The sequence below is a fragment of the Neisseria sp. HMSC078C12 genome, assembly GCF_001838065.1.
Classification (GTDB): domain Bacteria; phylum Pseudomonadota; class Gammaproteobacteria; order Burkholderiales; family Neisseriaceae; genus Neisseria.
The window spans coordinates 97,036-109,654 of record NZ_KV835622.1 but is presented as its reverse complement, the minus strand read 5'-3'; the positions used below and the strand labels follow the sequence as shown (position 1 = coordinate 109,654).

The following is a 12,619-nucleotide window of genomic DNA, read 5'->3' as shown; positions in this document are numbered from 1 at the left end:
CGTACCGGCAACCTGACCCACAGTACCGACCAACGGACGGGAACGACCCATTTCGACTACGACAAACTGGGCCGGATTACCAAAGCCGGAAACGAACGGTTCGCCTTCGACCCTGCGCACAATATCCTTTCAGACGGCCTCAATCCCATCACCCGACAACCGCCTGAAAACCTACAACGGCACGACCTATTACTACGACGAGCTCGGCAACCTGATCCACCGCGAGCTGGCCGACGGCGAAGTGCAGAACTATTTCTACGACCTGCATGACCAACTGGTTAAAGCGGAAATCTTCAAAAAAGACGGCACGAAAGAAACTTGGGCCTACACCTACGACGCCTTGGGCAGAAGGATAGGCAAAGGCCGTCTGAACAGCTAAGAAAGTTATTTAAAAAACTAAATAACTATAACTTTTTAAATGTGAAAAATAAGCCATCACTAAAGAATAGTGATGGCTTATTTTCAAGTAACTGGCACGCCCACGGGGAATCGAACCCCGGTTACCGCCGTGAAAGGGCGATGTCCTAACCGCTAGACGATGGGCGCGGAGATTTTCTGTGGCGCACCCGGAGCGATTCGAACGCCCGACCCTCTGGTTCGTAGCCAGATACTCTATCCAACTGAGCTACGGGTGCATCAAGAAAGATTCGAATTATAGAGAGTGGGCTGTTTCCTGTCAAGCGTTTTATTTGGAAAACTTGCAGACAGCGTGTAAAATGCGCATTTGCTATTGAATTTACAGAGAATAAAATGTCAGATTTCGCACGCTGGCCGCTCTTATCCGAAGCATTTTCCCGTTTGGGACGGCCTGTGGTCGTGGTGGATTTGGAGACGACCGGTGGAAATTTCTATGAAGACAGGATAACGGAAGTCGCCCTTGTTCGTTTTGAGCAAGGCCACGCCACACATTACGAGCAATTGGTTAATCCTTGCCGCAGCATTCCCGAATTTGTTGCCAGGCTGACCGGAATTCATGATGAAACGGTGAAAAACGCGCCTGTCTTTGCCGATATTGCAGCTGATTTGTTGCCGTTGTTGCAAGGTGCTGTGGTTGTTGCCCACAACAGCCGCTTTGACTATACCTTCCTGCGCCACGAGTTTGCCCGTATCCATACTGACTTTGCCGCACCCTCGCTCTGTACGGTTCAACTGTCGCGCCGCCTCTATCCTGAGTTTTACAAACACAGCCTTGACAGCATTATCGAACGCACCGGCATTCAGACGGCCAACCGCCACCGCGCCATGACCGATGTTGTCGCATTATGTGATTATCTTGAATTAAGTTTGGCAGAAAAAAATCATCAACAATGGGACGAACACGTCCGTGTGTTGATGAATCCGAAAATGTTGCCCACTTGGCTGCCTGATTCGCTCGCCCAGCAACTCTATGCACTGCCCGACAGTTACGGCGTATTGGTTTGGTTTGACCATTTCGGCAAAGCCCAAGCCATTGAAGCACACGAACGCGCATACAGTGAAACCGCCACCCTGCTGCACAGCAAAAAACTGCCGCCGCACATCAAAGCCGCAGCCTCCATCCGTTTTATTCCGGCACTCGGACAGCTCCATACATTATGGCTCAAAGCCCAGACCATGCAGGAATACCAACTGATGCCGTCTGAAAAATCCACATCGTTTTCCACCGTCCGCTTTATCGCTGACGAACACGGCAGCCTTCAAGCACGCATTGTCTTATTAAACAGTGGCACCAGAAACTGGCGTCCTTACGGTTTGTTTGCCCACAAAAAAGCAGCCAAACACGCTTTGGCACAATGGTCGCAAGAACACAGGCTCTGCCCGGATTCGCTCAATATTTTGCCGACCGGCTACGCAAAAGGCGAACCCTGCCCTGTCGAGGCCGTCGGAAAATGCAACGGCGACTGCCGCCAACCCGAAGGCATCAAACATCAAAACCAACGCATTACCGAGCTTGCCCATCTACTCCCCGTAACCGATTGGGGCAAAGCGCATGAAATTGAAATTACCGAAACCGATCCCCTGACCGGAAACAGCATTACCCTGCTCTGCGCCGGCGGCGCGTTGGCATTGCCTGACGGCAGCTGGTATTTCGACAGCAGCCTGCCTCTCGTGATCAAAAACAAATTCAGGCAAGACAAAGAAAATATCCGTCTGATTGCTTAAAACAAGGCCGTCTGAAAACCAAATTTTCAGACGGCCTGGTGTGGATAACTTTCCGCTTTATTCTCAACACAAAACTGCCTAAATTTTAATCAGAACTTATTTTTATAATAGCAATCAAATACTAAACCAATTTATACACAAGCTGTTCACACAATTTTCAATGAAAGCTGTGTATACCCGGCCCGACGAGTGAACCATGAACAATCCTGCAATCATCTTCTTTGACATCGACGACACCCTCTACCGTAAATACACGGATACCTTACGCCCTTCGGTTGCCCAAGCCATGCGCGCATTGAAAGCCAAAGGCATTTTGACTGCCATTGCCACCGGCCGTCCGGAAGCCGCCATTCCCTCCAAAGTCAAAGCATTGATTCAAGAATGCGGTATCGACATGCTCGTTACCATCAACGGCCAATATATTTCCTTTCGCGGCGAATCCCTGCAAAGCTACCCCTTGGATATTGCCGACATCGAAACCGCCATCCACCTGCTTGAGCAACACAAAATAGACTACGCATTCGTCAACAACCAAGAAATTGCCGTCTCCTCCAACTCTCCGCGCGTTGTCGAAGGTTTATCGCATATCCTGCCCAACTTTTTAACCGACAAAGAATATTTCCGCAAACAACCCGTCTATCAAATGTTGGTCTTTGTGGATGAGGAAGAAGAAAAAATCCTGCAACCGCTGATTCAACAACACGGCTTCAAATCCGTCCGCTGGCACAAACATGCCATGGACCTCCTCAAACAGGAAGGTTCAAAAGCACGTGGCATCGCCCACGCAGTGGAAAAACTGGGGATTGATATGAGCAAAGTGATGGCATTCGGCGACAGCTTCAACGACTTGGAAATGCTGTCAACCGTCGGCTTCGGCGTTGCCATGGGCAATGGCGAAGAAGCTGCCAAAGCCGCTGCACAATTCGTCTGCCCAAGTGTCGATGAAGACGGCGTATTGCGCGGCTTGCAAGAATTGGGCGTAATTTAATTATCAAATCAAAAGGCCGTCTGAAAATGTTTCAGACGGCCTTGTTCTATCTATAAACTTCCTGCCTACTTCGGCAATACCAAAAAGCTAATCAGCAATTCTTTGAATACAAATCCAAACACGCCCAAGCCCAAAACCAAAAAGAGCATGGCAATGCCGAATTTGCCGGCCTTGGATTCTTTACCCAAGTTCCAAACGATAAAGCCCAAAAAGATAATCAGGCCGGTGAGGAGGATTTTCATTGCCCACGAGGCGAATTCTGCTTCAGACATTATTTTTTTCCTTTTATTCTTAAGATGTGTGTTTGATTGCTTTCAGACGGCCTATTAAATTTTAAGGCCGTCTGAAATTTGTTTTTAGATTATTTGTTCAATGCTTGTTGCAAATCATCAATCAAGTCGTCGATGTGTTCCAAACCGACAGAGAGGCGGATTAAGCCCGGGCGGATATTGGCGGCGAGTTTTTCTTCAGGCTGCATCCGGCCGTGCGTGGTTGTCCACGGATGGGTAATGGTCGAGCGCACGTCGCCGAGGTTGGCAGTACGGGAGAAAAGCGCCACGCCGTCCACGACTTTCCATGCGGCTTCTTGATCGGCCACTTCAAAGCCGATGACGATGCCGCCGCCGTTTTGTTGCTTGCGGATAAGCTCTGCCTGCGGATGGTCGGGCAAACCGGTGTAGTACACGGCTTGGACTTGCGGCTGTTGTTGCAGCCATTGGGCGATTTTCAGGGCGTTGTCGAATTGTTTTTCCATACGCAGCGACAGGGTTTCCACGCCGCTCAACAACTGCCATGCGTTAAACGGAGACATTGCCAAACCGCAAGAGTTGCAATATATGGCAACTTGCGTCATCAGCTCTTCCGAACCGGCCAATACGCCGCCCATCACGCGGCCGTGGCCGTCGATGGCTTTGGTTGCGGAAGAAACGGAAATATCCGCACCGTGTTTCAAAGGCTGCGAGCCGACGGGCGACAAGAGGCTGTTGTCCACCACCAAAAGCGCGCCGATGCTGTGCGCCAGTTCAGCCAGCGCTTCCAAATCGGCAACTTCGCCCAATGGGTTGGACGGAGTTTCCAAGAAAAACAGTTTGGTATTGGGCTTGATGGCCGCTTTCCATTCATCTACATCAACCGGCGATACATGGCTGACTTCGATGCCGAACTTGGTAACAATGTTGTTGATGAAACCGACGGTCGTGCCGAACAGGCTGCGGCTGGAAACAACGTGGTCGCCTGCTTGCAAGAAGGTAAAAAACGCCGCCTGAATTGCAGACATACCGGTCGAAGTGGCTACCGCGCGTTCCGCGCCTTCCAATGCGGCAATGCGTTTTTCAAAAGCGGCAGTAGTCGGATTGGCTGTACGGGTATAGGTAAAGCCTTTAATTTTTTTGGAAAACAAATCTGCCGCATGTTGCGCGCTTTCCCACATGAAGCTGCTGGTCAAAAACAGCGCCTGATTGTGTTCGCGATATTCGGTCTGCTCTTTGCCGCCTCGGATGGCCAGCGTTTGCGGATGAAGTTTTTTGTTCATTTATTCTCCAATCTACTGTGTATTCCAATGGACGGAACAATATTTTTCCGTCTGTTTAACTTGTTAACATTTTGCGCCGATTTCTACCATCTTTCAAGCCGAAGGCCGTGTTTCAGGCCGTCTGAAAAAACAGGAAAACCGTTTTTACTGATAAAGGCGGCCGTCGTGTTTCAACCAGCCGTCGGTATGCCGGCCTGACGGGTCATGGTGCGTCCAATGGATAACGCCGCCCTGCTCCGACCATTCGTATTCGCCGTAAAACGCTACTTTGTCGCCTTTTTTCAAGCCTTTAATCTTATCGGCAAGGTCGATATTGTGTGCCACCAAAAGCGTCTGTCCGCTGGAGAGCTTCAAGATAAAGCGTTGGTGGCGCGTGCCTTTGTTGTCATCCGGCAGGGTTTTCCATACCGTGCCCTCACCCTCAACCTGAATATCGCTTTGTTCGTTTTCAAACGCCTGTTTCAAAACCGCTTCTGCCGATTGTTTGTCCGAACCGGTTTGCTGTTGAGCCGTATCGGCGTTTTCTCCGCCCGCATTGTTTTGTTTTTGAACGGCTTCTATTTTCTGCTGATTCTGCGATTGTAGCGACTGCTTGTTTTGCATTTTTTGATAGGCAAATACGGCAACCAAAGCAATCAGCAATACAATGATTTTGTTTTTATTCATAACAATCTCAAAAAAAATGCCCGATTCTGCATCGGGCATATCAACTATTTAGAAAGGATATTTATCACGAAAACGTGAGCCGCCATTATACACGCTTCGCAAAATTTTAAGGGAAATTTATGCCAAAGGCCGTCTGAAACTTTTCAGACGGCCCGGATACTCAGCGGCGGTATTTCATTTCAACCTTCATATCGTCCAGAATACGTTTGACGTTGTGTTCCAATACATCTTCCACCAAACCCGGCGCCTGCTCGTTGAGCATTTGCTGCAACTGGTAAGTGAACACGGCCATTTGTTTTTGCACGGCAATCCGAATCATGCCGTTGACCGCATCGGCCACATGGGGGCGCAAACGCTTAATCAGACGCTCGGTCAAATCTTTTTCAGAAACGCAGAATACTTCCCGACGGCCAATCGCCTGCGGGTTCAATACATTGATATGGACATTGACTGCCGGTTCTTTTTCAGGTTCAAGGCCGTCTGAAACTGCTCCTTCAGCCGCTTTCGTATCATCATTTTCCGGTTTTTCAATTTCTTCCACTTCAGGTACATCAAAATCTACGACACCTGATTTCGGATTCAGTCTGACGGTGCGCGTTGATTCGATATGACGCTCTGAAGCCGCAGCCTGCAATGCCGATTGCGCGCTCAACCAATTATCCTGCAAAACTACCATCGCATCGGTTTCCACTGCTTCGCCATCTTCGGCAAGGGCGGTATTGTGTTCCAACTGCCAGCGGTACAAATACTCTTCCAATACTTTTTCACGATTGTCAGCATCCAACTTATATTCTTTTTTAGGTGCGGTTTTGGGCGCAGCTTCGACAGCTTCGTCCGATTTTTTGACCAATGGTGCATGAGTCGGCGCAGTATTAAATTGTCGTGCCTGACGCAATCTTTCCAAGCGTTTTTCCCAATTCAGGTCTTCTTCCTCGAGGGCTGTTGGGTCAAGACGGTTGTTTTCCATAATAATCTCGTTTTTTCATTTTTATTGTGAACCGCATTCAAACAAAAAACGCTTGAACTGCGGCCGATGGTTGGACATATCCGGCAAACCGGCGCAAGCGTAACATTTTAATATTAATTCACTATATAATCACTATTTTATTTAATACACCCTCAAGGATACATCATGAGCAGCATCGAACAACGCCTCGAATACTTGGAAGAAGCCAACGACGTTTTGCGTATGCAAAACCACGTCCTCGCCACCGCCCTCAAAGGCCTCATCCGTTCCCTGCCCTCCGACATGGCCAACGATGCCGTAGAATCTATCCAGCTTGCCTTTGAAGACGCGTTGGCAGAATTGAGCTACGAAGACAGCCCGCACACTGACCTCTTCCATGACGTAACCTACGCATTTTTCCGAGAAAAAGACCACTGATTTCGGCTAGTTTGTTCACAAAATTATGCTAAACTAAGATTTTATCCGTTAACATTTTATTAAGAAAGCACATATCATGAACATGAAAAAATGGCTGGCCACCGCCCTCGCTTGTTCCGCTCTTGCCCTGACTGCCTGCGGCGGTCAAAGCAACAATGCCTCTGCTCCTGCCGATAAAGTGTACCGTGTCGGCTCCAACGCCGAGTTTGCCCCATTTGAATCTTTGGATTCTGCCGGCAAAGTGGAAGGTTTTGACGTTGACTTGATGAATGCCATGGCCAAAGCCGGCAACTTCAAAGTCGAATTCAAACACCAGCCTTGGGAAAGCCTCTTCCCTTCTCTGAACAACGGCGACGTGGACATCGTTATGTCCGGCGTAACCATCACTGACGACCGCAAACAAAGCATGCTCTTCAGCGACCCATACTTTGAAATCACCCAAGTTGTCCTTGTTCCGAAAGGCAAAAAAGTAACTTCTTCCGAAGACCTGAAAAACATGGCCAAAGTCGGCGTGGTAACCGGCTACACCGGCGACTTCTCCGTTTCCAAACTCTTGGGCAACGACAATCCGAAAATCGCCCGCTTTGAAAGCGTTCCTCTGATTATCAAAGAATTGGAAAACGGCGGTCTGGATTCCGTAGTCAGCGACAGCGCGGTTATTGCCAACTATGTGAAAAACAACCCGACCAAAGGCCTGGATTTCATCTCCCTGCCTGACTTTACCATCGAAAACTACGGTATCGCTGCACGCAAAGGCGACGAAGCAACCATTAAAATGCTGAACGATGCGCTGAAAAAAGTACGCGAAAGTGGAGAATACGACAAAATTTACGCCAAATACTTTGCTAAAGAAGACGAAAAAGCAGAAAAAGCCGAAGCAGCCAAATAATCCGGTTTAACTTCTTAAACTTAAAGGCCGTCTGAAAACTTTTCAGACGGCCTTTAATCTGGTTAACGCCATTAAACGCAAGCCACCCCTATAATCCGCTTGTTTTTATCCTTCAAATGAAAGACACGCCATGATCAAACCCCTTATCCTCAGCCTCGCTGCCGCCACTACTTTGGCTGCCTGCTCCGCTTCTGAAAAACAAGAATCCCCCAACGTCGGCGTGGCCAATCCGGCTTCTGAGTTCTGCGTCAAACAAGGCGGCAAATCCGAAATCAAAAAAGACAAAGACGGCAACGAATACGGCGTGTGCCACTTGCCTGACGGTAAAGTCGTTGAAGAATGGGAATATTTCCGTCAACACAACAAATAATTGCCCAATCATATAAAAGGCCGTCTGAACCCAAGTTTCAGACGGCCTTTTCATTTAAACAGCGATTATTTTACTTCCAGTTTGGTCACGCCGCCCATATACGGTTGCAACGCGGCAGGAACATTAATGCTGCCGTCGGCGTTTTGATGGTTTTCCAAAACAGCCACCAAAGTACGGCCGACTGCCAAGCCTGAGCCGTTCAAAGTATGTACCAAACGGTTTTTACCGTTTTCATCTTTGAAACGCGCTTTCATGCGGCGAGCTTGGAAATCTTCGCAGTTGGAGCAGCTGGAAATTTCGCGGTAAGTATTTTGCGCAGGAACCCAAACTTCCAAGTCATAGGTTTTGGTTGCACCGAAGCCCATATCGCCGGTACACAAAGTGATCACGCGGTATGGCAGTTCCAACGCTTTCAAAATATTTTCAGCGTGTCCAACCATTTCTTCCAGCGCTTCGTATGATTTTTCCGGATGAACGATTTGTACCATTTCCACTTTGTCGAATTGGTGTTGGCGAATCAGGCCGCGTACGTCTTTACCGTATGCGCCTGCTTCGGAACGGAAACATGGGGAATGCGCAGTCAATTTCAACGGCAAATCGCTGCCGGCCACGATGCTGTCGGCAACAGTATTGGTCAGCGTCACTTCGGCGGTCGGAATCAGATATTGCGTTTTTTTGCTCTCATCGCCGCCGCGAGTAACGTGGAACAAATCTTCTGCAAATTTAGGCAGTTGGCCCGTACCTTGCAGGGTCAGATCGTCCACGATGTAGGGTGTGTAATGCTCGGTATAGCCGTGTTTCAGCGTGTGCGTATCAAGCATGAATTGCGCCAATGCGCGGTGCAGACGGGCGATTTGGCCTTTCATCACGGTAAAGCGCGCGCCGGAAAGTTTTGCACCACCTTCAAAATCCAAGCCCAAAGGCTCGCCCAAATCAACATGGTCTTTGATTTCAAAGTCAAATTCGCGCGGTGTGCCGACTTTGCGGACTTCAACGTTTTCGGTTTCATCTTTACCGACAGGCACGCTTTCGTGCGGTAAGTTTGGAATGGTCAACAACCATGCGTCCAATTCTTTCTGAACGGCATCCAAATCAGCGGCCGCCTGCTCCAAATCCACTTTGATTTGAGCAACCTGATCCATTGCAGCTTGAGCCTCTTCGTGTTTGCCCTGTCCTTTCAACGCACCGATTTGTTTGGAAATACTGTTGCGTGAAGCCTGCAACTCTTCTGTTTTCACTTGAACGGCTTTGCGTTGTTCTTCCAAAGCGTTGAAACGCGCAGTATCAAACTCGTAACCGCGGGCGGCCAAACGTTCGGCAACTGCGGCGGTATTGCTGCGGAGCAATTGGATGTCTAACATTGTTTTCTCTCGTTAAGATTCAGAATGGCATTATTGTAAACCAATTTAAAGATATTTTCACAGCGACAGGCCGTCTGAAAACAAAAAACGCCCCTGCAAAAGCAGGAGCGTTTTTTTTAAGAATTTTGGCACGCCCACGGGGATTCGAACCCCGGTTGCCGCCGTGAAAGGGCAGTGTCCTAGGCCTCTAGACGATGGGCGCGTAACCGAAGCGCGAACTATACAGAAAGCCTTTTCTTCTGTCAACGCCTTTACTGCATTTTTAAAGATGCTGCCGATTTCCGTATGTTATTTTCCCTGTATAATGCCGGTTTTAATAAAAAGGAAAACTCACCATGTGGTTTAAGCAAATCAGTTTTTATCCGTTCAACAAAGACAAGTTGCCTGAATTGGAAGTCCTTGCCGACAAATTGGCGCAATCCGAATTCGCCCATTGTCAGGGTTTGGACTGGTTTAGCGAAGGCTTTGCCACGCCGGTTTCCTTTTCGCCCGAACTGGTTTTCCCTGCCGATTATACTTGGCGCGTGGCCCTGAAAAAAGAAGAAAAAGTCCTGCCTGCCGGCGTCATCCGCGATATATTGGATGAAAAGATTTTGGAAATCCAAAACAACGAAGCGCGCAATGTCGGCCGTAAGGAAAAACAAGAGCTGAAAGAACATATTACTGACGATCTGCTGCCCCGCGCCTTTACGCGCAGCAGCCGCACACAGGCAATTTTCGACACACGCCACGGCTATCTGCTCGTCAACAATGCAGCTTCCGCCAAAGCGGAAAACATCCTGACCAAACTGCGCGAAGCCTTGGGCGGTTTGGAAGCCTCGCTGCCGAATACCAAGCAATCGCCCTCTTCTCTGATGACCAGTTGGCTGTTGCAAGGGCATTGCGAAGGCGGTTTTGAATTGGACAGCGATTGCGAACTCAAAGGCGTGGGCGATGTTGTTCCCGTCGTCAAAATATCCAAACAAGATTTGACCGCCGATGAAGTGGTTCAACACGTCAAAAACGGCAAAACCGTGACCCAACTGGGCTTGGTGTGGCGCGAGCAAATCGCCTTCATCCTAACCCAAGACTTTACGCTCAAACGCATCCAGTATCTGGACGTTTTGCAAGAAGAAGCGGAAAGCAACGGCGACGATGCCGCCAGCCTCGCCTTTGCCTCGCAAATCCTGATGACCGAAGCCATCAGCACCATGTTGGAAGAACTGGTTTCTTATTTGGGCGGCTGGCAAGAGTAATTTTTCAGACGGCCTTTCGATTGGGAAATATCAAAGGCCGTCTGAAATATAAATAGAAGTATCAGAAAGGATGTCATGATGTTGGGCGCAGTCATCGGCGATATTGCCGGATCACGATTTGAGTTTGACAACTACCGTCATACCGATTTCGATATTTTCAGCCCCGACAGCGACTTTACCGATGACACGATTTGCACTGTTGCCATTGCCGATTGGGTTTTACAAGGCTGCAACGATCATTTGGCCTCTATTTTGCAAGGCTGGTGTAGGGCATATCCCTGCCCTAAAGGCGCATATGGCGGCCGCTTCTCACAATGGATAGAATGGAAAGATCCAGAACCTTATAATAGCTGGGGCAACGGCTCGGCCATGCGTGTTTCTGCCGTCGGTTGGGCATTTGCCACATTGGAAGAAACCCTGCATTTTGCCGAACAATCCGCCGCCGTAACGCACAACCACCCGGAAGGCATTAAAGGCGCGCAAGCCGTAGCCGCCGCCGTCTTTTGGGCGCGCACCGGTATGGGCAAAGCGCAAATCAAAGAAAACATTACACGACAATTCGGCTATGATTTGAGCCAAAGTTGCGACCAAATCCGCCTGCATTATCATTTCAATGAAAGCTGTCAGGAAACCGTACCTCAAGCAGTTACCGCCTTTCTTGAAAGCGATGATTTTGAACACGCCATCCGACTGACGGTTTCCCTGGGCGGAGACAGCGATACCTTGGCGGCCATTACCGGTAGCATTGCCGAAGCCTACTACGGTATCCCTGCATCCATGCGCGAACACGCTTTAGCCATATTGCCACGCCGCATTGCTGAAACCCTGCTGACTTTTGAATCCCAATATCAGGCCGTCTGAAACCGCCTGCAAAAAGGAACAATCATGATGAAATACCTTGCACTACTTCCCGTCGCCTTCATGCTGGGTACGCCTGCCATTGCCGAAACCATCAATCCTTATCAGGAAAAAGGTTGCGTTTACGATGGCGATGTCGGCAAAGACGGTAAACCATCCGGCAAAGGCACATGGAAATGCCAAGACGGCCGCAGCTATGTCGGCGCCTTTAAAAACGGCAAATTTGACGGCAAAGGCGTATATACCGTTTCCAGCAACAGCGAAACCTTTATTGAACCTTTCTCCTCCAACAGCGCTAAATTACGCAATATGACGCTGGAGGGCGTGTTCAAAAAAGGCAGGGCGCACGGAAACTTTACCGCCTCTCAAAACGGCACACCCGTCTTCATCATGAAATGCGAAGACGGTATGATTAAAGAAGTCAAACTGGCTAAGAAATCTGCTTCCAAAACTAAATAAACAGCCTTTCAGACGGCCTTATCCGGCTTTTAGGCCGTCTGAAACATCAATTGACAAGCCTGTCTAAAGGCTGTCGTGTTGATTTCAAAGAATTCCCAAACAACCCTTACCCCAGGACAACCACCATGAGCATTAAATCCGACAAATGGATACGCCGCATGGCCGAAGAACACGGCATGATTGAGCCGTTCGAGCCCAACCAAATCAAAGAGGCCAACGGCCAGCGCATCATTTCCTACGGCACGTCCAGCTACGGCTACGACATCCGTTGTGCCAATGAATTTAAAATCTTCACCAATATCAACAGCACCATCGTCGACCCGAAAAACTTCGACCCGAAAAACTTCGTTACAGTTGAAGACGACTGCTGCATCATTCCGCCCAACTCCTTTGCTTTGGCGCGCACAGTCGAATATTTCCGCATCCCGCGCAACGTCCTGACCGTCTGCTTGGGCAAGTCCACCTACGCACGCTGCGGCATTATCGTCAACGTTACCCCGTTCGAGCCGGAGTGGGAAGGCTACGTTACGCTTGAGTTTTCCAACACCACGCCGCTACCGGCAAAAATCTACGCAGGCGAAGGCGTGGCCCAAGTCTTGTTCTTTGAAAGCGATGAAGTCTGCGAAACCTCATACAAAGACCGCAACGGCAAATACATGGGGCAAACCGGTGTTACCCTGCCCAAAACCTAATATCAAAGACCAAACAAAAGGCCGTCTGAAACTTTCAGACGGCC

At 49.2% G+C, this 12,619-nt stretch carries 15 protein-coding genes, 3 tRNA genes and 1 pseudogene; 11 read left to right on the top strand and 8 right to left on the bottom strand.

Translation table 11 applies throughout. The features are described from left to right. Positions 1–49: 49 nt before the first annotated feature. Positions 50–217: pseudogene (locus HMPREF2596_RS11705) on the top strand (hypothetical protein); the annotation flags it as partial. 24 nt (positions 218–241) lie between these two features. After that, entirely contained in the window at positions 242–379 is a 138-nt protein-coding gene (locus tag HMPREF2596_RS11685; protein ID WP_283140431.1) for a hypothetical protein, read from the top strand. Between the two features lie 92 nt (positions 380–471). Here HMPREF2596_RS11685 and HMPREF2596_RS10760 read toward each other — a convergent pair. Beyond that, positions 472–546 (bottom strand) — tRNA-Glu (locus HMPREF2596_RS10760). Positions 547–558: 12 nt separating this feature from the next. Further along, a tRNA-Arg gene (locus HMPREF2596_RS10755) sits at positions 559–635 on the bottom strand. A 115-nt stretch (positions 636–750) separates the two neighbouring features. Here HMPREF2596_RS10755 and HMPREF2596_RS10750 point away from each other — a divergent pair. Both HMPREF2596_RS10750 and HMPREF2596_RS10745 read left to right on the top strand, forming a co-directional pair. Next, the gene (locus tag HMPREF2596_RS10750) at positions 751–2,142 is read left to right on the top strand and encodes a 3'-5' exonuclease family protein (RefSeq protein ID WP_070851023.1); all 1,392 of its coding nucleotides are present in this window, start codon (positions 751–753) and stop codon (positions 2,140–2,142) included. A 196-nt stretch (positions 2,143–2,338) separates the two neighbouring features. Beyond that, entirely contained in the window at positions 2,339–3,130 is a 792-nt protein-coding gene (locus HMPREF2596_RS10745; protein ID WP_070851022.1) for a Cof-type HAD-IIB family hydrolase, read from the top strand. 65 nt (positions 3,131–3,195) lie between these two features. Here HMPREF2596_RS10745 and HMPREF2596_RS10740 read toward each other — a convergent pair whose 3' ends face one another. From HMPREF2596_RS10740 to HMPREF2596_RS10725, 4 genes are all read right to left on the bottom strand, one after another. Continuing rightward, the gene (locus HMPREF2596_RS10740) at positions 3,196–3,402 is read right to left on the bottom strand and encodes a DUF2788 domain-containing protein (RefSeq protein ID WP_003747401.1); all 207 of its coding nucleotides are present in this window, start codon (positions 3,400–3,402) and stop codon (positions 3,196–3,198) included. Between the two features lie 89 nt (positions 3,403–3,491). Further along, on the bottom strand, positions 3,492–4,661 hold the full coding sequence (metZ, locus tag HMPREF2596_RS10735; protein WP_036491317.1) for an O-succinylhomoserine sulfhydrylase: 1,170 nt from the start codon (positions 4,659–4,661) through the stop codon (positions 3,492–3,494). Positions 4,662–4,805: 144 nt separating this feature from the next. Continuing rightward, the gene (locus HMPREF2596_RS10730) at positions 4,806–5,366 is read right to left on the bottom strand and encodes a DUF3465 domain-containing protein (RefSeq protein ID WP_070851021.1); all 561 of its coding nucleotides are present in this window, start codon (positions 5,364–5,366) and stop codon (positions 4,806–4,808) included. 121 nt (positions 5,367–5,487) lie between these two features. After that, positions 5,488–6,294: a hypothetical protein gene (locus HMPREF2596_RS10725; protein ID WP_070851020.1), complete on the bottom strand. Its 807-nt coding sequence runs from the start codon at positions 6,292–6,294 to the stop codon at positions 5,488–5,490. Positions 6,295–6,459: 165 nt separating this feature from the next. On the opposite strand from HMPREF2596_RS10725, the gene HMPREF2596_RS10720 reads away from it, so the two are divergent. From HMPREF2596_RS10720 to HMPREF2596_RS10710, 3 genes are all read left to right on the top strand, one after another. Continuing rightward, entirely contained in the window at positions 6,460–6,711 is a 252-nt protein-coding gene (locus HMPREF2596_RS10720; protein ID WP_070588139.1) for an NGO1151 family protein, read from the top strand. A 76-nt stretch (positions 6,712–6,787) separates the two neighbouring features. Next, positions 6,788–7,600, top strand: coding sequence for a basic amino acid ABC transporter substrate-binding protein (locus HMPREF2596_RS10715; protein WP_070851019.1), 813 nt, complete (start codon positions 6,788–6,790; stop codon positions 7,598–7,600). A gap of 130 nt (positions 7,601–7,730) precedes the next feature. Next, positions 7,731–7,970 carry a putative hemolysin gene (locus HMPREF2596_RS10710; RefSeq protein ID WP_070851018.1) on the top strand — a complete coding sequence of 80 codons (240 nt, stop codon included), beginning with the start codon at positions 7,731–7,733 and terminating at the stop codon, positions 7,968–7,970. A gap of 65 nt (positions 7,971–8,035) precedes the next feature. Here HMPREF2596_RS10710 and serS read toward each other — a convergent pair whose 3' ends face one another. After that, on the bottom strand, positions 8,036–9,331 hold the full coding sequence (serS, locus tag HMPREF2596_RS10705; RefSeq protein WP_070851017.1) for a serine--tRNA ligase: 1,296 nt from the start codon (positions 9,329–9,331) through the stop codon (positions 8,036–8,038). 126 nt (positions 9,332–9,457) lie between these two features. Further along, positions 9,458–9,533, bottom strand: a tRNA-Glu gene (locus tag HMPREF2596_RS10700). 133 nt (positions 9,534–9,666) lie between these two features. Between HMPREF2596_RS10700 and rdgC the strand changes: the two genes are divergently transcribed. The 4 genes from rdgC (at position 9,667) to dcd (ending at position 12,575) form a co-directional block, all read left to right on the top strand. Beyond that, on the top strand, positions 9,667–10,566 hold the full coding sequence (gene rdgC / locus HMPREF2596_RS10695; RefSeq protein WP_070851016.1) for a recombination-associated protein RdgC: 900 nt from the start codon (positions 9,667–9,669) through the stop codon (positions 10,564–10,566). A gap of 78 nt (positions 10,567–10,644) precedes the next feature. Beyond that, positions 10,645–11,427 (top strand): ADP-ribosylglycohydrolase family protein, encoded by a 783-nt coding sequence (locus HMPREF2596_RS10690; protein ID WP_070851015.1) that lies wholly within the window; start codon positions 10,645–10,647, stop codon positions 11,425–11,427. Between the two features lie 24 nt (positions 11,428–11,451). Continuing rightward, entirely contained in the window at positions 11,452–11,883 is a 432-nt protein-coding gene (locus HMPREF2596_RS10685) for an MORN repeat-containing protein (RefSeq protein WP_070851014.1), read from the top strand. 125 nt (positions 11,884–12,008) lie between these two features. Next, positions 12,009–12,575 carry a dCTP deaminase gene (dcd, locus tag HMPREF2596_RS10680; protein ID WP_003680541.1) on the top strand — a complete coding sequence of 189 codons (567 nt, stop codon included), beginning with the start codon at positions 12,009–12,011 and terminating at the stop codon, positions 12,573–12,575. The last annotated feature ends 44 nt before the right edge of the window (positions 12,576–12,619 follow it).